Annotated in this window: 18 protein-coding genes and 1 pseudogene; 6 read left to right on the forward strand and 13 right to left on the reverse strand. The window is 59.1% G+C overall.

Annotated elements, in window-relative coordinates:
• Positions 1-25: 25 nt before the first annotated feature.
• From PQR67_RS04245 to PQR67_RS04255, 3 genes are all read right to left on the reverse strand, one after another.
• Positions 26-1,543, reverse strand: coding sequence for an efflux transporter outer membrane subunit (locus PQR67_RS04245; RefSeq protein WP_408454885.1), 1,518 nt, complete (start codon positions 1,541-1,543; stop codon positions 26-28).
• A gap of 90 nt (positions 1,544-1,633) precedes the next feature.
• Entirely contained in the window at positions 1,634-2,134 is a 501-nt protein-coding gene (locus PQR67_RS04250) for a lecithin retinol acyltransferase family protein (protein WP_408454888.1), read from the reverse strand.
• A 760-nt stretch (positions 2,135-2,894) separates the two neighbouring features.
• Complete coding sequence (locus tag PQR67_RS04255; protein WP_408454891.1) at positions 2,895-3,920, reverse strand: LysR family transcriptional regulator; 1,026 nt, start codon at positions 3,918-3,920, stop codon at positions 2,895-2,897.
• A 749-nt stretch (positions 3,921-4,669) separates the two neighbouring features.
• Between PQR67_RS04255 and PQR67_RS04260 the strand changes: the two genes are divergently transcribed.
• Positions 4,670-5,170 carry an Ohr family peroxiredoxin gene (locus PQR67_RS04260; protein WP_408454894.1) on the forward strand — a complete coding sequence of 167 codons (501 nt, stop codon included), beginning with the start codon at positions 4,670-4,672 and terminating at the stop codon, positions 5,168-5,170.
• Positions 5,171-5,286: 116 nt separating this feature from the next.
• Here the strand turns inward: PQR67_RS04260 and PQR67_RS04265 are convergent, their stop codons facing one another.
• On the reverse strand, positions 5,287-6,495 hold the full coding sequence (locus tag PQR67_RS04265) for an NAD(P)/FAD-dependent oxidoreductase (protein ID WP_408454897.1): 1,209 nt from the start codon (positions 6,493-6,495) through the stop codon (positions 5,287-5,289).
• 813 nt (positions 6,496-7,308) lie between these two features.
• On the opposite strand from PQR67_RS04265, the gene PQR67_RS04270 reads away from it, so the two are divergent.
• Positions 7,309-8,064: an SDR family oxidoreductase gene (locus PQR67_RS04270; protein ID WP_408454900.1), complete on the forward strand. Its 756-nt coding sequence runs from the start codon at positions 7,309-7,311 to the stop codon at positions 8,062-8,064.
• A 199-nt stretch (positions 8,065-8,263) separates the two neighbouring features.
• Here PQR67_RS04270 and flgE read toward each other — a convergent pair whose 3' ends face one another.
• Both flgE and PQR67_RS04280 read right to left on the reverse strand, forming a co-directional pair.
• Positions 8,264-9,499 carry a flagellar hook protein FlgE gene (gene flgE, locus PQR67_RS04275; RefSeq protein ID WP_408454903.1) on the reverse strand — a complete coding sequence of 412 codons (1,236 nt, stop codon included), beginning with the start codon at positions 9,497-9,499 and terminating at the stop codon, positions 8,264-8,266.
• Between the two features lie 11 nt (positions 9,500-9,510).
• Entirely contained in the window at positions 9,511-10,215 is a 705-nt protein-coding gene (locus PQR67_RS04280; RefSeq protein WP_408454906.1) for a hypothetical protein, read from the reverse strand.
• A 297-nt stretch (positions 10,216-10,512) separates the two neighbouring features.
• Here PQR67_RS04280 and pdxR (PQR67_RS04285) point away from each other — a divergent pair, with 297 nt between their 5' ends.
• On the forward strand, positions 10,513-12,051 hold the full coding sequence (gene pdxR, locus PQR67_RS04285; RefSeq protein WP_408454908.1) for a MocR-like pyridoxine biosynthesis transcription factor PdxR: 1,539 nt from the start codon (positions 10,513-10,515) through the stop codon (positions 12,049-12,051).
• Positions 12,052-12,120: 69 nt separating this feature from the next.
• Here pdxR (PQR67_RS04285) and PQR67_RS04290 read toward each other — a convergent pair whose 3' ends face one another.
• From PQR67_RS04290 to PQR67_RS04300, 3 genes are all read right to left on the reverse strand, one after another.
• Positions 12,121-12,528, reverse strand: coding sequence for a cupin domain-containing protein (locus PQR67_RS04290; RefSeq protein ID WP_408454910.1), 408 nt, complete (start codon positions 12,526-12,528; stop codon positions 12,121-12,123).
• Between the two features lie 71 nt (positions 12,529-12,599).
• Entirely contained in the window at positions 12,600-13,079 is a 480-nt protein-coding gene (locus tag PQR67_RS04295; protein WP_408454913.1) for a carboxymuconolactone decarboxylase family protein, read from the reverse strand.
• Between the two features lie 178 nt (positions 13,080-13,257).
• A complete protein-coding gene (locus tag PQR67_RS04300; RefSeq protein ID WP_408454916.1) occupies positions 13,258-14,139 on the reverse strand; it encodes an RNA polymerase sigma-70 factor in 882 nt (293 codons plus the stop codon).
• Positions 14,140-14,553: 414 nt separating this feature from the next.
• Here PQR67_RS04300 and PQR67_RS04305 point away from each other — a divergent pair.
• A pseudogene (locus tag PQR67_RS04305) lies at positions 14,554-15,553 on the forward strand (bestrophin family protein).
• Positions 15,554-15,713: 160 nt separating this feature from the next.
• On the forward strand, positions 15,714-16,187 hold the full coding sequence (locus PQR67_RS04310) for a GNAT family N-acetyltransferase (RefSeq protein ID WP_408454919.1): 474 nt from the start codon (positions 15,714-15,716) through the stop codon (positions 16,185-16,187).
• Positions 16,188-16,295: 108 nt separating this feature from the next.
• Here PQR67_RS04310 and pdxR (PQR67_RS04315) read toward each other — a convergent pair whose 3' ends face one another.
• A complete protein-coding gene (pdxR, locus tag PQR67_RS04315) occupies positions 16,296-17,816 on the reverse strand; it encodes a MocR-like pyridoxine biosynthesis transcription factor PdxR (RefSeq protein ID WP_408454922.1) in 1,521 nt (506 codons plus the stop codon).
• Positions 17,817-18,005: 189 nt separating this feature from the next.
• Here pdxR (PQR67_RS04315) and PQR67_RS04320 point away from each other — a divergent pair, with 189 nt between their 5' ends.
• The gene (locus tag PQR67_RS04320; protein ID WP_408454925.1) at positions 18,006-18,758 is read left to right on the forward strand and encodes an SDR family oxidoreductase; all 753 of its coding nucleotides are present in this window, start codon (positions 18,006-18,008) and stop codon (positions 18,756-18,758) included.
• A 46-nt stretch (positions 18,759-18,804) separates the two neighbouring features.
• Here the strand turns inward: PQR67_RS04320 and PQR67_RS04325 are convergent, their stop codons facing one another.
• From PQR67_RS04325 to PQR67_RS04335, 3 genes are all read right to left on the reverse strand, one after another.
• Positions 18,805-19,065, reverse strand: coding sequence for a hypothetical protein (locus tag PQR67_RS04325; RefSeq protein ID WP_408454928.1), 261 nt, complete (start codon positions 19,063-19,065; stop codon positions 18,805-18,807).
• Positions 19,058-19,807: a DNA/RNA non-specific endonuclease gene (locus PQR67_RS04330; RefSeq protein WP_408454931.1), complete on the reverse strand. Its 750-nt coding sequence runs from the start codon at positions 19,805-19,807 to the stop codon at positions 19,058-19,060. Before PQR67_RS04330 ends, PQR67_RS04325 begins: the two co-directional genes overlap by 8 nt.
• A 347-nt stretch (positions 19,808-20,154) precedes the next feature.
• Positions 20,155-20,514: a DUF3564 domain-containing protein gene (locus PQR67_RS04335; protein WP_408454934.1), complete on the reverse strand. Its 360-nt coding sequence runs from the start codon at positions 20,512-20,514 to the stop codon at positions 20,155-20,157.
• Between the last annotated feature and the right edge of the window lie 143 nt (positions 20,515-20,657).

The following is a 20,657-nucleotide window of genomic DNA, read 5'->3' on the forward strand; positions in this document are numbered from 1 at the left end:
CCAGACAGATTCGGTAGGCAGCCGCTCAGCGCGCGGCGACGACAGGCGTGTTGGATGCGGATTCATCGGCGCGCGGCGCTGCGCCGGAGTCTGCGTTCGAGGTGTCGACGAAACCACCGCCCAATGCAGAAGCCAGTGCAATCTGCTGATCGAGGCGGTTCATGCGCAAGTTCGCGACGCTCTGATTGGCGGAAAGCGCGTTGACGTCGGCGTTCAACACGGTCAGTTGGTTCGTGAGACCGGCCTTGTATTGCACAAGCGCGAGTTCGGCGGCTTTGCGGGCGGCGTCTTGCGCGGTCTGTGCATCGATAAGCTGCGCATCCGTCGAACGCACGTCGGCGAGTTGCGTGGCGACTTCGCTCAACGCTGTCACGAGCGACTGGTTGTAGGTCGCGACGGCATAATCGAAATCGGCATAGCGGCCCTTCAGTTGCGCACGCAGTTCGCCTGCGTCGAAGATCGGCAGGTGGATTGCCGGACCGACCGATGCCGTGCGGCTCGCCGCCGTCAGAAAGCGGCCGAAGCCGAAAGCGTCGAGCCCGATTGCGGCGCTCAGGTTGATGTCGGGATAGAACTCGGCCTTCGCTTCCTTCACGTCGTGCGTCATCGCGGCGACGCGCCAGCGCGCAGCGATGATTTCCGGGCGGCGGCTCACGAGATCGGCGGGCAGGTTATCGGGCAGGCGCACTTCGTCGCCTGTGCCGAGCGCCGGGCGCGCGATCTGCAGGCCACGGTCGGGACCCGCGCCGAGCAGCGCGGCAATCTGATAGCGCGTCGTGAGGATCTGCCCGTCGAGCGATTTCAGCGCAGCGCGGCTCGTCGCAAGATTGGCTTGCGCGGTCTTGCGTTCGACTTCCGTTTCCAGGCCGGTCGCGATGCGGCCCGCCGTGATACGGTCGATCTGCCCGCGCTGCGTGATTTCCTGTTGCGCGATATCGCGCAACACATAGAGACGCGCAAGCTGGTTGTACGTGCGGGCAATCGAGGTCGTCAGTGTCAGCTTGACGACTTCCGCGTCGGCCTGGCTCGCCTGAAGCTGCGAGATTGCCGCTTTCAGCGCTTCACGGTTCTTGCCCCACAGGTCAAGGTCATAGGAAGCGCTCAGCAGGTCCGTGTTCTCCGTCTGCCACGAGCCGCCAAATGGAGGCGGCAGGAATGTTGTGTTCGATAACTGTTGACGCGCGAGCGAGTAGCTCGCGTCGACGCGCGGCATTGTGCTCGCCTTGGCGGTTTCGCTGTATGCCGATGCAGCCGCGGCGCGGGCACGCGCCTGGTCGAGCGTCGGGCTACTCCTCAACGCTTCGTCAATTAGCGCCTTTAGTTGCGCGTCGCCGAACTGGTCGGCCCAGTTGGCGGCGGGCCAATGGCCTTGTTCGGCGGGAAGGCTTTGCTGCGTCGCATACTGTTGCGGCTCAGCCGTTTTCGCGTCGCTGTGGATACCGGCGTAGTTCACGCACGCCGATAGCACCGCCGCGAACGTCGCCGACACACCCAGTTTCAGTGCGCGTGAAGCGCGCTGTCTGGTGTTTGACTGAATGCTCATTTTCTGGCCTATCAGATCGTTGAGTAAAAGAGTTCTTCGTTGAGAATCACGGAGTACATCTGTTGCGGCCTCGGCATCATGCCGCGCGACCTAAACTGTGATTGTCCCGACGAGTCCGCTTCGCGCGGACACGGAGGGCATGCATTCTCCACTCGCAAGCGCAAACAGCATCTTGATACCTGTCCACGGATTCCTTAAGCACCGGCGTACCTGCTCACTACGCGCGACGCCTAATACACACCATGTGCAGAAGTGTTCGCAGTTATTGGTCAGCAACTGATACCGGTCTTCGCCGAGGCGGGATCTGGCTCTCTCCACGGCGTCAATGCCGGTATAAATGGCGCCTGGTTCAGGCTGAATTTGTATGCCTTTTCCTGCTGCAAAGCCGTGCAACGGAATGTATTCAATGGGGTGCCGTTTCGCGGAATGATGAAAACCTCCGTAATGAATAACCTGCCCATTCCCCGCATAAATTCCGTGGTGCATATAGCCGTCACGCTCACTAACAAGATGGGCGCCAATTGCGATAGCGCGCTCTGTGCTGATCAACGTCAGCGACGCTACGAGCCATTCAATATGTGGAGTTTCCATGGCGAGCCGCCAATGTCATATCCGTGATAGGTTCAATACCGCCAGGAACCTCGTTCATAAACGCACCGAAGAGCCAATCACTCTCCCCGGACCGAAGACAAAGCGAGTCCTTCCGAGGAGGCTCCCCTCAGGAAAAATGATCACTTCATAACGGTGATTTACTTCCACCCGCCGCCGGCAAATGGGCTGTCAGGAAGATCGCGATCTGGGAGGCCGGTATCAGACTTCAGAAAATGCCGCTGAACGAAACAGCAATTGCAAGTCCGACACTGACCACGGATAGCATGATCCAGCTTACAAACACCGATAGGGGTCCGAGACGAAACATGGCACTCTCCACTAACGACCTCAACGACCTTCAACTCAATCGATTCGATCATGAAGCCATGTCGGAATAGTAGGCGCCGAGTCCCCACCTCGGTAGATACGCACCAGAACACTCACTGTTGCCGCGTAGACACCAATAGGTGCCGCCACGGTATTGCTCCAGAAGTCAGTGAGGCTGCGTGATCTCGTCACCGGAGGCTCGCTCGGTAGAAAGACATCGGAGAATTTGCGTCGCTTGCGTTTCAGCTAGACGCTATGCATCGCCCACAAAACTGTGTGAGGAAGCTCGATCATGAAGATGATGACGCGAGCCGGCGAGAAAATAACGGCACGTGAATATCGAAACCTGGTTCGATCCCGGCACGCAGCTCGCTCAAGCCGGGCGGCTGAGCAAGTGCACGTAAATGGATAGGCCGATTTGCAATGAATACCTTCAGGCCTGACGCACACTTTCCAAAAAGTCCGGATTGAATTCTCCCAGACAAAACGGGTTGAGCGCCCGAATCTCCTCCGTCATGAAATCGACAAACACGCGAATGCGTGACGGCAAATTCTGTCGGCAGAGATAGCAGATGTAGTGGCCCCGGTCGTCCGGCACATATCGCCTTAAGGCCATGACAAGTTCATTGCTCGCGATGTAATCACCTATCTGATACCCCGGCATCTGGGCGATTCCGCGACCTTCCAGGACTGCCTGCAATACCAGATCTGCATCATTGAAAGTCAATCTGGCGGTTGGCAAATACTTTCGCATGAGGCCGTCGACCTTGAAATCCCACTCTACGACGCGACCGCTGAATCTCAAATTGATACAGTCGTGCTGCGCCAGATCTCCCAGCGTAGACGGCAGTCCCCGCTCTTCGACATAGGCACGGGACGCGCAGAGCACCATCTGCATGGGAATCAACTGTTTCGCGATGATGCTGGAGTCCTCGATGCGACCATCGCGAAACGCAACATCGATCTGCTCTGCAGCGAAATCGGCTGGCCTGTCATCCAGGCTCAGATCTACCGCGATATCCGGGTAGACCTCGGAAAACTTGAAAAGCAACGGAGCAACCACCTTGCGTCCAAATCCAACTGTCGAGCGGATTCGAACGAAGCCACGAGGTGGACCTTGGCGGAGATCCAGCAGGTCGTTCATTGCCTCAACGATATGGGTCACGCCGCGGTTGCAGTTCTCGAAAAATCTTTCGCCCTCCTGCGTCAGGTTTGTGGTCCTTGTCGTTCGGAGAAACAGACGAGTGCTTAGCTGCGTTTCAAGCTTCTGAACATTTCGACAGACTGCCGAGCGTCCGACGCCCAATCGCTCCCCGGCTTTGGCAAAGCTTCCCTCGGTCGCGACCGCCATGAATGCGATGATCCCCGCGTAGCTCGTCGCGAAACCGGTAGACAAAGCGTCGGTGTTATTTGGTAAGCCAACGCGAAAGCCGCGCTGCGATGTATCCGGTTGATCCATTGATGGCCCCACTACTGACACATGAACGGGTAAGCCGTCCGGGGCGCCAGCATGCGTTCTGGCGGCGACGACGACTATCGTGTTGCAGCTATGAAATGACCGTGATTGACGCTGCCCTGGCAAGACGGGAAACGCCTATGAATGCAGCCCGGGACGACCCTCGCGCCACAGTCCGGGACGCAACCTTCAGCTGGACAGATACCAGCGACTGCATTAAAGAGTGTCAGGATTTCCCTACAGGAATTCCCTACAGGGTTTTCCTATTCCGCACTGTCTCGCCCGACCTTCGTATAGCCACAGAAGTTTGACGCCCGAATATTAATACTCGTCGAGGTGGACGCATTTCGCATGCGGCGCCGTCACACTGAAATCTGGCGTGTAGCAGTCTAGCACTTGCCTGTTGCAAAAAAATTGCCAATCAGCCGTGTCGAATTCGTGACGAGGCACTCCGGTTTCGTGTGACCAATTTGGATTGGTGCCAAACGGGAAACATCATGTCTCCCTGGACGGCGCTACCGTTGCCATCCGCGCTCATCTACCATGGGGACGGCGCTGCCCCGTCGCCCCCCAAGAAATCTGGGTGGGCGAGAGGTCGCCTCATTTACTATACGATTGTTCGTTCCATGCAATTTCTCGAAGTCCCGGAGACCGTGCTTGCTCCTGCAGGTGCAGCCCGCCCTGGTAGGGCAGGCTTCGACAAATTGACGCCTGAGAGCCGGAACGCGTATCACTGAACTCGAGACCGCACCATGGACGACAAGAAGCTGCAAGCTCCCCCGCTTTCCCTCCTCGACAGGTATCGGGGCCGTGATTTTCATTCCCTGTACACAACGACTGTCACCGTTTCTGGTGGCGAGACGGGACACGGTCGTGCATCTGGCGTGGCGCGTTCAGATGACGGAAATCTTGTCGTGGAACTGCGGCTACCCACCGAGTTCGGCGGACCCGGTAACGGCACCAATCCCGAGCAGTTGTTCGCGGCGGGCTTTGCCGCGTGTTTTCACGGGGCGCTAAACCTGATTGGGAAGCGCGCTGCAATGGAGATCAGCGATGCCGTCGTGGAGGTGCAGGTTTCGTTTGGTCGTGATCCCATGGATGGAGGCTATGCATTGGTTATCGATCTCCGGGTCCGGATGCCGGGCGTTGACCGGCGCGTGGCGGAAGAGATGGTTCGAAGCGCGGAACGCCTGTGCCCGTATGCAAAGATGGCCAGACAAGGGAGCGTCAATATCGTGACCGTTGTTGACTGACTCAACGCCCGTTGTGCGGCAGCAGCGCGTGATTGTCTGTTGAAGACGTTCGTTGCCGCTGCCGCACGGCGCTGACCATTCCGCCCAACGCAACAGCTTGGGCGGGCACCAACAGGTTAGCCGAGGGAAGCTAGCGGGTTACCCGCTGCCAACGCTTCAGTACGGTTCGGCGCCGGAGGGTAAATCCACTGCGTGTTGATTATCTGTTTGCGCGCCTTTCCTTCGGCGTGCGTCAGTTTGATCTGTCGATCCCAGCCTTCCGAGTAAACCGCACCCCACTCGCCGAGGTCGAGGCAGGTCGCATAGAACGGCTGTCTGTATTCCAGTGTCGGGACGCCGATCAGGTCTGCTGCCACGTTGTGCCCACCGAATTGCCCCATCACGATAGCGTGTTGACAGGACATCAATGCATAGTGCCCGTCGTCGTCGCTTCGGGCCCGCGCAACATCACCCGCTACAAATACCTCAGGAGCTTCTGCCACGCGAAGATCAGGTGTCACCTCGACGCGTCCAAGCGGGTCAAGATGCGAGGAAACTTGCGCTGTCAGCGAACTGGCGCGCATTCCGCCCGCCCAGATCACAGTCATGGCTTCGATATGGGTGCCCGACGCAGTGCGAACCCCATCAGCTTCGACCGACACCACGCCGGATCCAAGCACAGTCTCGACACCTAGCGAGTCAAAGGCTTCAGATACATACGGCCGCGGATTCGGGCCGAGATCGGGACCGATATCGTCCTGTGATCCGATCACAACCACACGGACTGGCGCGTCAGCACCAAACAGATCGCGCATTCGCTTGGGCAATTCGGTTGCGACCTCGATACCCGTAAAGCCGCATCCGACAACTGCAACAGTGTTGCGTGCTGGCGAATCCGGCAGTTTTGCCAGTTCTGCGAAGTGGTTGTCGAGCGCTACCGCGTCTTCAATGCGATCGACAGAGAATGCGTACTCCGCCAGGCCCGGAATCGGCGGCCTGTTCAACTTGCTGCCGCTGGTCAACAGCAACCGGTCATAGGCGAGCGAACGCGTCGACTCGTTGGCCGACACGACACTTACTGTCTTGTCATGAACGGATATCGCTTCGACGCTACCTTCCAGAAAATTCACGCCCACGGCGTCAAGCAGCGGACGCAGCGGTGCAGCCATCTGCTGCGGCTCGCTTTCGTACAACCGTGGGCGGATCTGCAATTCCGGCTTCGGGGAGATCAAGGTGATTTCAACGTCACTGTTCCTTACGCCTGCACCATCGAGCACGCGAGCCGCGCCTAGTGCACCCCACACTCCAGCGAAGCCGGCACCCACTATCAGGATTTTCTGCGACATGATTATTGCCTTCGGTTGGAAAATTACGAAGTCGACGATAAGCACCGAACTCATAGCAACGGGTGCCTGCTTTATTCAGCGGCGAGTATCGAGATCGTTGAGCATGATTCCCGAACTCGGAGAACGATGGTGGCCGCGCGCTCAAGCGACATCACACACATCGCTTGCGCGGCACCGTCAGGACAGATCGTAGACTCGGACATCGAGGGCTAGTAGCCCCACGAGCGAACTCACCATGTTGCCTCGGCAACAACAATCAACAAGATGGAGCGACATCGGTATCAATTGCCCCGCTTACGTTCGTTGCCAGAAACGGAGCCGATGTTCGAATGACCGGGCGTGAGTGTGGGTAATTGTCCGTAGATAACGTACGCAGTGAAAGGGCTGCACTTTCCGGTGGGTGAAGCCCTTGATCGGTTTTTGATTGTTGCCGGGCGGGAAACGCCGTGTGTCTGTTTGCGTGGCTACCGCAACAGGCCGGGCCCGCCTACGATCGCGATGTGCTTTGACGGGCGTAGCGCATGCTCAGGGCACATCCAACCCGCAAAAATGCACCCTCGGAGCCCACCCCAACCAGCAACACCGGGGATGGCTGTCCATCAGCAACCAGCGCTGCGACGGACAGTTGGACCCACGCGCCGGCCACCCGTGGTCATCGGCCTCGAGGCAGCCCGAACGCCGGTCACTAAAGTGCGAGTTGATCGTGGGAATATCGCGAATCGGGTCGATTCATCCGCGAAAAATCCCGGATTTTTCCTCACCTGCATTCGAGCCCGATTGGGGTATCGAGTGGTCGACAAAGGATAGCAAACCATGAAGATCGTCGTCATCGGCGGCACCGGCCTGATTGGCTCGAAGGCCGTGGCCATTCTGCGCCAGAACGGCCACGAGGTCGTCGCTGCCTCGCCCAGAAGCGGAATCAACAGCATCACCGGAGAGGGACTCAAGGAGGCCGTGGCCGGCGCCCAGGTGGTGATCGACCTCGCTAATTCACCATCGTTTGAAGACAAGGCGGTGCTGGAATTCTTCGAGGCTTCCAGCCGCAACATTCTCGCGGCCGAGGCAGCAGCGGGCGTCCGGCATCATGTCGCGCTATCCATCGTCGGAATCGACCGGACGCCCGCTAACGGCTATTTCCGCGCCAAGGTCGCGCAGGAGAAGCTGATCGGGACCTCCGGCATCCCCTACACCGTCATCCGCTCCACCCAGTTCCTGGAATTCCTCGGCGGCATCGCCGCGTCAAGCGCGGATGGAGACGTAATCAGGGTTTCACCGGGCCTGTTCCAGCCCATCGCGGCTGACGACGTTGCTGCGATCGTTGCCGATGTGGCGCTCACGGCGCCGCGAAACGACGTCGTCGAGATCGCCGGCCCGCAACGAGCGCCGTTCAACGAAATCATTGCCCGCTATCTGAAGGCCGCGGGCGATCCACGTGAGGTCGTGAGAGACCCCGAGGCTCGATATTTCGGCGGCCTGGTCGAGGAGTATTCGCTCGTGCCGTTGGGCGAGGCGCGCATCGGCCACATCTGTCTCGACGAATGGCTCCGCCACTCGCAGGCACGAGCCTGATTCCGCATCGGCCAGCCGAATGATAGGGGCGCCATGAACGGATTCTTTATTCGGTGCTCACCGCCATCCTGTCCTTCGGCTGCGCGCTCACGAATGCGCCGAAGTCGGGATGCCGGGCGACGACGACTAGTCGATTGCGCGGTTCAGCCGCTTGACGCTCCTGACGATGAACCGGCTCGAGTGATCGCACGAGTATCAACTACATATTGATGAGCGTCTGATCAACCGTCTGCTGAGTCTTGATCGTCTGTGCATTTGCCTGGTAGTTACGCTGCGCCGTAATCAAATCGACAAGCTCCGATGTCAGATCCACGTTTGAGTCTTCGGTCTCGCCGCCTTGCAGCACCCCGTGATTGGTCGAACCGGGAGTGGAGATTTGAGCAACGCCAGATTCAGACGTCTGCGCATACGCGTTGTTTCCAAGATTCACGAGACCATTCGGATTGGCGAACGTCGCGAGCACTACCTGGCCGAGAGCAAGCGTGGTGCCGTTCGAAAACGAGCCGGTCAATACCCCGTCAGGTCCAACGGAGAACGACGTGAGCTGCCCTGAACTATTGCCGTCTGGCTGCAAACTGATTACGCCGTTCTTCCCGCCGTACTGAGTCGTACCTGTCAAATCAAGCGACAAGGATTGCGTCGTGACCCCACCGTCCGCACCGTTAGGGATGGTGAAGCTAAGGTTGGAAGCGCCTGGCGAAGTCAGGCGACCCGAATTGTCGAACGTGATGGCTCCCAGATCGCCCGTTGGGTTCGGACCGACTGGAGTCGATGACGAACCCGAGGTCGCGTACACCTCATAAGAACCCGTCGCTTTTTTCACGAAATAGACCGATACAGTCTGAGCGCCGCCGAGTGAATCGTAGATCGGTACGGGTTGACTATAGTTGAATGTCGTCGAGTCGGATGGATCGAATGGCGTTTTCGAAGGGACAGGATCGGTGGAATTAAGATTGAAAGCGGCTGCAATTGATTTCGTCGCGACAGGAGGCACGTCCGCCGTGGAAATGATTATCGGCCCAACGCTGCCTGTATTCATCTTCCCGTTGGGTCCGGGGGAATAGCCCATGAGTTGTTGACCCTGGGCGTTTTCAATTGCACCGCTCTTGTCCAGATGAAACACGCCATTTCGTGAATAGACCACAGAGCCGCCATTCGACAACTGGAAGAAGCCGTTTCCGTTGATGGCTACATCGAGTGCCTGGTTGGTTTGCGTGAACGTACCGTTGGCGAAATTCTGTTGAACGGTCGATAATTGCGTGCCGATTCCAACCTGGTTATTCACAGATGTAGCGACGGCATTCGCGTACATGTCCGCGAACTGTGCTGTCGAACTCTTGAATCCCACCGTATTTGCATTTGCGATATTGTTGCCGATCACATCAAGATCTGTGGATGCAGCTGATAAGCCGCTAAGACCTGTTTGGTAACTCATGAGTATCTCCTTCAGGGGGTGGCGATCGCGGTACGAACGCTTTGTTGTACGTGGAATTTACGTTCCACGAGAAGAAGAGCTACGCTGGTAATGGTCGGTGGCCGCGGAATCCTCGGCGGTCCCCCTCCGTCAATACCAAAGCGGACCTCAATCAGTGTCGATATGGGGAAACGGTGCTCTGCGACATCGAAAACAAGCGTACGCGGCATGTGCATTCCGAAATACCGGAGATCGAGCGACCCGACATAGGCGCCAGAACTTCCGTTGTACAAATATGCGGTTGCTTTGACGGGGTACGTGGTCACTTCCATGGTTGTCACGGACAACGACAACGTATCAATGATTCCTTGACTGTCACGCCTCTGCGCGACGAAGCAGGGTGCTGCGAAGTCGATATTCCATTCATTGACGCACACGAGACAGGTTTCGAAGCCATTCAATTCGGCTGGATCGTCGTCAACCGTAGTTAATGGCACTGCTGAGTGTTTGTTCTTTGCGAGCGTAGATTCCAGTTCGCTCATCTGCGCCGGAAAGAACAATGTTTTGATCTTCGGCTCCACGTTGGGGGTGCGTGTCTGGGGCTCGTCCGTTGCGAGCCTTCCACGACCGATATTTGCATCGCGGCCTTGAATATGGCTTCGATTGTGGTCACGGCGCGTGAATGACGCGGTAATTTTCGTGGTTGCGGTACGTGTCACTGATGGACGAACAATCATCTTTGCAACGGTTCACAGGCTGACCCGCTGACTACGTCCGATCAAGTCGAAGTCAGCGCGTGGATGTCGCAGATATTGCCGCCAAAGGGCTCACGTGTAATGTGCCAGTTTTGGATTGGTGCGATGAGCCACTTTTCGCGTCTGCGCGCGCCGGCTCCTCTCACAAAATTCCCCTCAATACAGCCAGTCTGGATGTCACAATTTCTGCGCCCAGAACGTCTTGAAAGCAAGCGCGTGCAGTTGGCATCTGCATCCGGTGCCTTTCTTGCCCTAACGTAAGCGGTAGATTCCAACGTCATGAACGGCCGATGTGAAGCTCCAACGGGAAAGCGCAGACGCGAGCGGTCCACCGTCGTATGGTCCCTTCCTTTGGGGGCACCCAATGCAAACGAAAGTTTGCAGCAGTGGTTATATAAGGCACTAAGCCAGGCGATCGTCACTGGCCGCTTGCCCCAAGGTGGTCTCCTCCCGGGTACGCGCACACTGGCGCAACAGTACGGTCTTGCGAGAGGCACAGTCGCCGGAGCGTATGAACAATTGCTCTCGGAGGGTTATCTGGTTGCCCGCACCGGAAGTGGTACGCGGGTGAGCAGCGCTTTGCCCGATCACACATTTCCGTGTAAGACAGTGGCTCCGCGACTAACTTTCGCGGGTGACGAACCCGCAAAGGAATTACACGCTCCATGGATCAGACGACTCAGGGAACATGAGCCCCCCTTTCCGCTCTCTGGGGCGAACTCACTACCGCAGCCATTCTTTCCGCACCGTGGCGACATTCGCCTGTTTCCAGTCGATCTATGGCGGCAGCTTCATGTACGGCAGTTGCGTCCCTCGCGTCTGCTTACTCTCAATGACACAAGTCCCGGCGGGTTGCCCGCGTTGAGATTCGCCATCGCGGAACATCTGGCAATCGCGCGCGCGGTGAGAGTGTCGCCGGACCAGATCGTCATTGTCGGCAGCGTGCAACAGGCTCTCGACCTTTGCATGCGCCTGCTGAGCGAGCCGGGGGATTCCGTCTGGATGGAGGACCCAGGCTATATCGGCGCGCGTCAGATCATGCATGCGAGCGGCACTCGAGTGGTTGATGTGCCCGTTGACCCGGACGGTCTTTGCGTGCAGGAGGGCATACGCATGGCACCGTCCGCGGTTCTCGCCTATGTCACTCCGTCGCGACAGGCTCCGCTCGGCATGCCGTTGTCCGCAGAACGGCGTTCTGCCTTGCTTCGCTGGGCGGTTTCGAACGATGCAATCATTTTCGAGGACGACTACGACAGCGAGTACTGCTTTCACTCAAGACCACTTCCAGCGCTCCGGAGCCTGCCGGGCGCCGATTCCTGCGTCGTATTGGCGGGAACATTCAGTAAGCTGATGTTTCCCTCGCTACGGCTTGCCTTTGTCGTTTTACCCCCGCGTCTAGTCGAGCCGTTTATCCGGGCGACGTCAGTCACTGACCGAAGTGCCAACGGCTTGACACAGGCCGTCATGGCGGACTTTTTCGGCGACGGACATTTCGATCGGCACGTGCGTCGCACCAGAAAGATCTATGCGGCTCGCGCACGGGCGTTCGAACACACGGCTCGGAAACACTGGCAGGGCTTGATCGACGTCCCGCTGGCTTCCGCCGGTCTGGACGTCGTGGGCCGCCTGTCGCAACTCGACGAGCTCACTGCTGTTCGAAGATTGAAATCGGCCGGCGTCGATGCGGCGCCGTTGGGCCGATACACTCGGCGCCATAGCGTGGGCCAAGGTCTGGTGATGGGCTTCGCGCCCTTCAATGAGGATGAAATGGACCGGGCCGCGCAACGCATGGCCGCGGCCTTGCGCGAGAGCACATGAGCGGCGCAACCGGGGCGAGCTGGCAGGTGTTGCCGCCGCGTATGGCAACGTCTGAACACACGAACGTGCTTACTTCTCCGGCACCAGAACAGGCGCGCCTTTGTCCTTCAGAAGAAGCACGATGAACTTCGCGGGTTGAGTCTGGCTTGCGTTGCGCCCAACAGTGTGTACATCGTTCGGGCCTTCATAGAAGGTCTGCCCAGGCGTGAGCGTGACTTCCTTGCCGCCCTTGACCTGCATCACGATCGATCCCTCCAGCACATAGACGAAGGCGTGCGCGTGATGCCGATGAACGGGATCGACGGCGCCCGGCGGATAGGTCACGGTGATCATCAGCGCTTCCTTGCCGGGATAATCGTCGAGCGGCTTTGTCATCAGCGGTGTCACGGCGGCCTCGGGAGCTGCCGCGCAAGCCACGCCGATATGCGCGCCTGCGACGGCGAGCATTGCGATTGCGGTGTTCTTAAGTCGAAACATGGTGTGCCTGCCAGGTAATGCGTCCCGCGTATGCGGGACGAAGTTGGAGAAGAATGGAAGAACCAGACGGTTCAGGCGAGATTCGCCTTGTCGAGGCCGAATGCCTTGTCGGCCGAACCGGGCACGGTCCTGAACGCGACGTTCGCGCGGTTCCAGGCGTTGATGGACATCACCTCGTACGTCAGGTCAGACAGTTCTTTCTCGGAGAACTGCGTACGCACGCGTTCGTAGATGTCGTCTGGCACGCCAAGCTCGGCAAGCGTGGTTAGCGCTTCAGTCCACGCGAGTGCGGCGCGCTCGCGCGGCGCGAAGAGCGTCGATTCGCGCCAGATCGTCAGGTGATGGAGGCGCAGTTCACGCTCGCCGTGCAAGCGTGCTTCCTTTACGTGCATGTCGACGCAAAAGCCACAGCCGTTGATCTGCGAAGCCCGGATCGAAACGAGATCACGGATCGATTCTTCGATTGCGCAGTCCTTCAGTTGATTGCTGAATTCGAGGAGTTTCTTGAACAGCTCCGGCGATTGCTGAATGTAGTTGATACGCTGCGTCATTGATTTCTCCTGGTGAACACTCGCGCTTAGCGGATGTCGTTAGCGGCAATGCACCGCACGAATTCATCGTAGGCTGACGTGGCGTGGCGCGGTAGACCCGCCAGCGGGATCACGGTGTTGCCCCGTTGACACCAATCAGATGGAAGCTGGCGCGGGCAGGGCGGAGAAATATCAGCGTTCAGGTGTCGCGGTGTGCCGCGGCGATACGTGTCAGCTTGTCAGGATTGCGCTGCACGAGAATACGGACGATGCGCGCGCCGTCCGTTTCGAATGACTGCGCCGATTCGAGCTTGCCTTCGACAAATCGCAGCAGCGCCCATTGACCGTTGAGCATCACGAGTTTGATGCCGAGTTCGCTGCCGTAGCGCCGGCACGCAGCGTAGAAAAGCTGTGCGATGCGCTGTCCGCCCACCATCGGTTTCGGGAAGCTTGGCACCTTGCCGCCGCCGTCGCCGATCAGCATCGCGTCTTCGGCCAGCAAGGCATTGATCGCAGTGAAATCGCCGCGTTCCAGTGCCTGCGCGAAGGTCTGCAGCAGGCGGAGGTGGGTTTCGCGCGGCACGGCATAGCGTGGACGTTCGTCCCGCAGTTGCGCTTTGGCACGGCTGACCAGTTGGCGGCACGCGGCCTCCGTCTTGCCGATGGCTTCGGCGACTTCGTCATAGTCCGCGTCGAAGACCTCGCGCAGCAGGAACGCTGCGCGTGCTTCCGGCGTAAGCCGCTCAAGCACCATCAGAAATGCCACGGAGACGTCGTCGGCGCGCTCTCTAACCCCTTCTGGCGTAGCAGACGGGTCGGTCATTTCAGGTTCCGGCAACCATATACCCGCGTAATGCTCACGTTGAATTTTTGCCGCGCGAAGACGGTCGATACACAGGCGCGTCGCAACTGCGACAAGCCACGCTTCAACATTTTCGATGGTCTCCCGGGGCGCCGCATTCCAGCGCAGCCAGACGTCCTGCACGATATCCTCGGCCTCGGCAATCGACCCCAGCATCCGATACGCAATCTTGTGCAGCCGAGGGCGAAGCCCATTGAAGGCACGCGCGTCGTCATTCATGAACAGATTTCTCCAGCCGTGTGAAAACATGAGCGTCAGTCGATCAACTCGCTGACAGTAGGATATTGCCACGTATGGAATTGCGATCGCTGTGTTGGGGGGCCGGATGGTCCGAACATAATGCGGCGCCGGAGTCGAACCTGACCGGCATCGTATGCATGTCTGGTCCTCAGCAGAAGACCAAAAACGGACGCCTCCGTGTTGTCTGAAGAACAACAATCACAGCTCGAATCAACCGTAGCATGAAGTCTGATCGAAGATTTTTTCTGTCGTACGTCACAAAAGTCGAGTGCGCAACGTCTTAGGGGAGGAGCGGTCCGGTCAGTGTCAATTGGGCGCGGAACGTGGCGCTGGGCGCTCACGTTGTCCGTGTCCTTTTTCATTACTCATCTGCGGTAGCCTGAGATACACAAAATGCACCTTGGAAAGTCGTATAAGTTATGGGAGTTTTTGATCTGGACTCGACGACAAATCTACGGACTTCTCATTTGCGGTTCTGTACCGGTCGTTCTGTATAAGGTCTTCGCTTTTACATGGTTGTCGGTACCGCTGACGATTGTGGTTTTGCTTGGAACCGCGACGTCGTTTATCGTCGGCTTCAAAAACGTTCAAACCTACAACAGGGCAATGGAAGCCCTCGACATCTGGATTGACATATTGAGCAGAAGCCGTCGCTGGGGCCAAATCGCGCGCGATTTTGTCAAAGACGAAGAAATCTCCCGAATGCTGGTGTATCGACACCTTGCCTGGTTGACCGCGCTGCGATATGAGCTACGTCGACCCCGTGTCTGGGAAAGTACGAGCCGGCGTTTCAACGTTGAATATCGTCGGTTCTATCGTGTACCGGTGGGAAAGAGACATTAATGAATTGTTGCCAGAATATTTGTCTCCCGCGGAAACAGCGCAAGCGCTTTCTTCCATTTCTATCCCTACGTTCGTACTGAGCCTGCAAGGCGCTTCGCTCAAGATGCTTCACATAGCGGGACACCTGAATTCAAGCTTCTACATGGAGCTTCAAAAGGCGGTAGGGGATTTCTTCGATCTCCAGTCAAGATCGGAACGTTTCAAGAATTTCCCCTATCCACGTCAATATGCAACGGTCAGTTCGCTATTCGTGAGGTTTTTCTGTTTGCTTTTCCCATTCGGGCTGCTGCACGAATTCGATAAGCTGAATGATGGTGTGAGTGGCTTCATGCATGGCAACATGGTATGGCTGGTGGTGCCATGCAGTGTCGCAGTATCGTGGATGTACACGTCGCTCGCGCAGGTTGGAGAAAGCACGGAGAATCCATTTGAAGGGGGCGCAAATGACGTTCCCATTTCGACGCTATGCAGCATCATCGAGCGCGATCTGAAAGAGATGCTCGGAGAGCATGCCGACAATCCATCGGGCGAGACAATCATTGCGCTATAGAGAGTCCAATGTCTTCGTTTGTCAGACACGTTGACTGCGTCGAATTCGGTTAGAGACACACCGCGTCTGCCTGATGGCTTGGTCGAATCGCACATTCTTGGCTCTATCGACCAGGCCCTGCGCTGGGTATCGTGAGCGTCGTTCCTCGTGGAGACGCACCATGCCCGCCTCGCTTCGTTTCGTTCACCTGGATACGCCCGATTCGCTGCTGTCCGCATTCGACGTCATGCGTCAGTTGCGCCCGCATCTGACGGACGCGCACTCGTTCGCCGCGCAGGTGGCCAGGCAGCACGCCGAAGGCTATCGCCTGCTCGCCGCGTCCGACGCGGGCAGCGTTGTCGGCCTCGCGGGTTATCGCACGCTGACCAATTTGCTGTATGGCCGCTTTGTCTATGTCGACGATCTGGTGGTCGATGGCAGGCTGCAGCGAGGTGGTATCGGCGCCGAACTGCTCGACGCGGTACGGCGGATTGCGCGTGAAGCCGGCTGTGCGCAATTCGTACTCGACACGGGCCTGCACATGCCGCTTGCGCAACGCTTCTATTTCCGCAATGGGCTGCTCGCCCGCGGCATGCATTTCGTCGAACCACTCGCGCCTCTTTCGCATCCCATAGCGACGGGTACGGCGGTGTAGAGCGCATAAAGCGCGCCCGACGGGATGCGTCCCGAACGAGTTCTTGTCGCACCGTGCGAAGGCCTGCCGTGCTGGGCAGATTCGAGATCTGGACACATGCCTCGCACGTCAGCCGTCCAGACACGCGCGCAATGTTCGTGCGAGACGGGCTGCTTCATCCGCATTGGTGATGTTTGCAAAACCCATCACGAGGCCGCGCAGCGTGCGCCGCGCGCGGCCGTTCGCATGCCAGATCGAAAGCGGCAGCACCGCGAGCCCCGCCTCGCGGGCGCGCGCGGCGACAGCGACGTCGTCGATCGGTCCATCGGAGCCTTCGGCGAACTGCACCGCGAACTGAATGCCACCGGGCGGCAAATCGACAATCAGCCGTTCGCCGAACGCCTGCTCCAGCGCGTGTACGATCAGCACGCGCCGCTCGCCGTACAACGCACGCATCCGCTTCAGATGCCGCGCAAAATGCCCCTGCCCAATGAAATCCGCCATGGCGGCCTGCAATAGCGTCGGCGATCCGGCGTTCATGCTGTGCGCCACCCGTCCAACACGCTCGACGGCACGCTCCGGCACCACCACATACGCGAGCCGCAAGCCGGGAAACATCACCTTGCTGAACGTGCCGCAATAGATAACCCGATCGCGCCGGTCGAGGCTCTTTAAAGCCGGCAACGGCCGGCCCAGATAACGGAACTCGCTGTCGTAGTCGTCCTCGATGATCCAGCTGGACGCTTTGCCTGCCCAGTCCAGCAGCGCCATGCGTCTTGCGAGCGACAGCGTGTGCCCGAGCGGGCTCTGATGCGAGGGCGTCACCACAGCGAAGCGCGCCTGCGCATCCAGCAGTGTGCCGCGCTCGACATCGATCCCTTCGCCGTCCACCGGCACTGGCACGAGCTGCACGCCGGTCTCGGCCAGAAAATCGCGCGCGAGCAGATAGCCGGGATCCTCGAACCACACGCGATCGGTCGGGCCGGCGAGACTGCGCAACACGAGTTCGAGCGTCGCACGGTAGCCGCCGGTGACGAACACCTGTTCCGGCACGCAGGTCACGCCGCGCGACAGCCCGAGATAGGTGGCGATATGTTCGCGCAGCGGCCGATAGCCGGCCGGATCCGGGTACGCGAGCATCGCGTGTTCGCCGCTGCGTGCGTGATGCGAAACGAACCGATTCCATACCTTGACCGGAAACGCGTCGAGCGCGGGCATTCCTGGTTGCAACGGCTTGGGCTTGCCACTCATTGCGACGGCGATGGCCTGCTGGCGCAATGCCGGTCGAGCACCGCGTGATTCGCCTGGCGTGTCCATGCCTTCCCTGCGCTGCCTGCCGTGCGCGTCCTGAATGCCCTGCGCAGGCGACGAGCGCATCACCGGTGTGGGTAGCGACGGCGAGACGAATGTGCCCGCCGCGCCGCGCATCTGCAGGTAGCCCTCGTCGACGAGGATCGTGTAGGCAAGCTCGACCGTGCCGCGTGCCGTGTTCAGTTGCGTGGCGAGGCTGCGCAAGGCGGGCACGCGATCGCCGGGACGCAGATGCCCCGCGGTGATCGCGGTCCTGAAGCGCTCGCAGATCTGCAGATAGATCGGCAACAGCTGCTGCCGGTCGATTTCGATGGTCAATGCGGGAGTCTGTGCGGTCATGACGGTCTCGCGGACAAGCGGCGCGAAGAAGACTTGGACTAGTCGGCTCGACGATTCTTGTCACTTTTCGATAGAACACGATTCTTCCACAATAGCCTCACGCGATGCGATGTCGGCGAACACTTTCATGCGCTACGACGCCCGCCGCGCGCCTTGCGCGCGCACTTACTATCATCTGGAGAATCTGCCATGAAAATCGTCGTAATCGGTGGTTCCGGCCTGATCGGCTCGCGTGTGGTCACACTGCTCATCGAGGCGGGTCACGAGGCGCTCGCTGCGTCGCCGCGTACTGGCGTGAATGCCGTCACGGGCGAGGGCGTGAGCCAAGCGCTGACGGGCGCGGACGTCGTAGTGGATGTGACGAACGCGCCGTCATGGGAGCCGCAGGCGGTACTCGACTTTTTCCGCACCTCGGCACGCAACCTCGGCAAGGCCGAAGTGGCCGCAGGCGTGCGCCATCACGTTGCGCTATCCATCGTCGGTTGCGACCGCACGCCGGAGAACGCGTATTTCGTTGCCAAGGTCGCGCAGGAAGAAGTGATCGAAGCGGCGGGCGTGCCGTACACGATCGTGCGCGCGACCCAGTTCATGGAGTTCATCGGCGGTATCGCGGATTTCGGCACGGATGGTGGCACGGTGCGCATCGGTGACGGACTGTTTCAGCCGATTGCCGCGGACGATGTCGCGGCGAGCCTCGTGCAGGTCGCGCTCGCGGCGCCGCAAAACGGCACGGTCGAGATCGCCGGCCCGGACCGTCGTCCCTTCGCGGAGATCGTGGCGCGTTATCTGAAAGCGGTAGGCGACGCGCGCCCGGTGGTAACGGATCGCGATGCGCGGTACTACGGCGGCCGTGTCGAGGAGCAATCGCTCGTGCCGCTCGGTGACGCGCGGATCGGCCGCGTCAGTCTCGACCAGTGGCTGGCACAGGCTAAAAAAGGGTGATTGCAGGTTTATACGCAATCTGAATCATCGCGGCATCATGAGCGCGCTATTGAAACGGATTCTGCACGACCCCCGGTTTCGCATCCGGCTCATCCTTCACTTTAGCGGGCAGGTTAGTCTGCGCCTGCAACGCCGCCACTACCGCATCGATCGCTTCTTTCAAGGCCAGTGCCGCCTTCAGCCCGCGCTGGTCTTGCGTGAGTTCCAGCGTTCCGTTCAGCACCACGCGCGTGGTGCCGTTGCTGACGGTGAGTGCATCGCCCTGGATGTTGAGCACCTCGTCATCGTTCGAATAGGGTTTAAACACCTTTCAGTCCTCCCGGTCGCTGATCTTTGAGTTGCTCCGGAATGCCCGGAAAACGGACGCCCGAGGCCGCCTCGAGTTCGTGAATTGTCCGGATGTCGTAACGGCTGGTCGAGACGTTATCCACGACGACCGCGAACGCCATTTTGCGGGACGGCACATAGACCACCTTGAACAATTGCGTCGGCACGAAGACGCGCGTCGGTCCGATGGTCTGCAATTGCTGGCCGCTGAAAATCGGCCCGGTGACGACATACGTATCGTCGTACGACGTCGCGATCTTGCGCACCGACGTTTCGATACGTGCCCACAAGCGCTGATTGTTTTCGCGGTTCTGCGGTACGACATTGGCCAGCGAAAACGATTGTGCCATCGCTTCCTGATTCCAGCGATTGCCCGCCGGGCTCATATGCCCCCGGTCGAAGCCGCTGCGCTTATAGTCCGCGAGCGTTGCCCCTTCGCCGTCGGGCAAACGCGCGTCTTCGAAGAATTTGTTGGTGCGCACCGTGTCCTTGGCGGCTTCGATATGGTCACGCGTCAGATGCTCGGCGGACCACAGCGGACCATGCGTAATACCCGAATGCAGCACCGCGAAATCGCTGTAGCACAGCATGCGCGTTTTTGGTGCCATCTTCTGATTGGTCAGAACCGGCCACTGCGCATTCGGGGTGAACTGGGTGCAGGAAGGCGCCGCGCTCGCGTGGGCGGCAACGGCGAACAACAGACAGGCAAACCACTTCTTCATGTGTCAGTCAGTTGAAGGATCGGGGGCGCAAGTATAGCGTCGCGAGCCCTTATCGAGCGACGTGGCATGGAGGCGAACAGGTGCGAAGGAAGCTGCGTTTGGCGAGCCGAAGAAGCTCACGGCGCAAACGCCGAAAAGCACTGCACCAAAAAAAACGGGCCGCTTTGCAGCGACCCTAATGCGTGGAGTTCCAACTCTACGCACGCAAACTTAAGATGGACTTAAGCGCGCGCGCTGCGGAAAAATGGCGTGCGATTGAAGATCGAGCCCGCGCACGAGATCACCCCGCGCGCAGCCGCGTGGTTTGCACGAGTAAGAATTTCGATCGGCGAAAAAAGCGCTCGAACTTAATTACCGAACACGCTGTGCTCGGCATGAACATTCTGGCGGTCGACGGCTTGCAGACGCCAGAAGCCGCTAGTTGGCGCGCGCGCAGGCAAGGCTGTCCACGCGGCGGCGCCTTGTGCGGCGCTCACGTGCTGCTTGCGATCCACGTGCAGGCCGCGCAGCGTGCACAACGGTGCATCCGTGCTCGGTGCACACAGGGTGGTCACGCCATTGTCGTCGTGTAATTCACCCCAGGGGGGCAGATCGATCCCTTGATGTGCTTCCCTTGACCACCGATGTTCGTCGGTGTCGAGCCATAGCACAGCGTAGTCGTGGCTGACGGTGGGATCGGAACCGTTGATGAGGATGGTTAGGCGCATGGCAGGTTCCGTACAAAGTGCGAAGTGATGCCCTAACAGTCTAGGCCGCAGCGCGCGTTATGCAAGGCAAAAGGTACGACGATCGGACACGAAAAAACGTACGCGTACTGCACGTGGTTGTACGATAGCCGCGTCAAAAAAAC

The sequence above is a fragment of the Paraburkholderia fungorum genome (assembly GCF_046026025.1).
Classification (GTDB): domain Bacteria; phylum Pseudomonadota; class Gammaproteobacteria; order Burkholderiales; family Burkholderiaceae; genus Paraburkholderia; species Paraburkholderia fungorum_E.